The sequence below is a fragment of the Dietzia sp. DQ12-76 genome (assembly GCF_014145045.1).
Lineage (GTDB): Bacteria > Actinomycetota > Actinomycetes > Mycobacteriales > Mycobacteriaceae > Dietzia.
Window position 1 is genome coordinate 1 of record NZ_JAALDV010000543.1, and the last position, 1,216, is coordinate 1,216.

Below are 1,216 nucleotides of genomic sequence, written 5' to 3' on the forward strand. Positions count from 1 at the left end.
CCGCGGTGCCGGTTCCGGTGATCCCGGCGCCGGGCCCGCTGCCCACCCCGCAGGACCTGCATGAGCAGGCCGAGAAGGCGCTCCAGGACGTGGCCGGACAGGTCGAGACCGCCGTCAAGGCGGTGTTCGCGCCGCACGCCCAGCCCGCCGCGCCGCAGGGCTGACACCGCGAGGGGGTGCTCGGGAGCGGTCTTTGAGACACTGGACGGGTGACGTCTGCGAGCGATGCCTTCCCGACCCCGTCCGGCCTGTCCGGCACCACCCGATCGGCCGAGCTCTTCGCCGAGGCCCGCGAGCTGATCCCCGGCGGGGTCAACTCCCCGGTCCGCGCCTTCAACTCCGTGGGCGGCACCCCGCGCTTCATCCGTGAAGCGCGGGGTTCGCGCATGACGGACGTCGACGGCAACACCTACATCGACCTGGTGAGCTCGTGGGGGCCGATGATCCACGGCCACGCCCACCCCGCGATCGTCGACGCCGTGCAGTCGACCGCCGCCCGCGGGCTGAGCTTCGGCACCCCGACCGAGGGCGAGATCGAGCTGGCGCGCGAGATCGTGGGTCGGACCTCTGTCGAGGAGGTGCGCCTGGTCAACTCCGGCACAGAGGCCACCATGAGCGCGGTGCGCCTTGCTCGCGGGTTCACCGGCCGGTCCAAGGTGGTCAAGTTCTCCGGCTGCTACCACGGTCATGTGGACGCCCTGCTGGCCGACGCCGGATCGGGTCTCGCGACGTTCGCCCTGCCGGACTCGCCCGGTGTGACCGGAGCGACCGCTCACGACACGATCGTGCTGCCGTACAACGACATCGAGGCGGTCCGCGTGGTGTTCGCCACCCACGGCAGCGAGATCGCCTGCGTGATCACCGAGGCCGCCGCCGGCAACATGGGTACCGTCCCGCCGCTGCCCGGTTTCAACGAGGAGCTGCGCACCCTGTGCTCCGACAACGGCGCGCTGTTGGTGATGGACGAGGTCATGACCGGCTTCCGGGCCGGGGAACGTGGCTGGTGGGGCATCGACGGCGTGGCCGGCGACCTGACCACGTTCGGCAAGGTCATGTCCGGCGGGCTGCCCGCCGCCGCGTTCGGGGGCCGCGCCGACGTGATGTCCTCGCTCGCCCCCGCCGGGCCGGTGTACCAGGCGGGCACGCTGTCGGGGAACCCGGTCGCGGTGGCGGCTGGCCTGGCCTCCCTGCGCCTGGCCGACCACGCCTGCTACTA

General features: G+C 72.3%; 1 protein-coding gene. It reads left to right on the plus strand.

The genetic code is table 11. From position 1 onward, the window contains the following. Window positions 1-209 precede the first annotated feature (209 nt). Window positions 210-1,216, plus strand: a 1,007-nt coding sequence (locus G6019_RS16405; RefSeq protein ID WP_375539774.1) for a glutamate-1-semialdehyde 2,1-aminomutase, incomplete at its 3' end; no start/stop codon positions are given.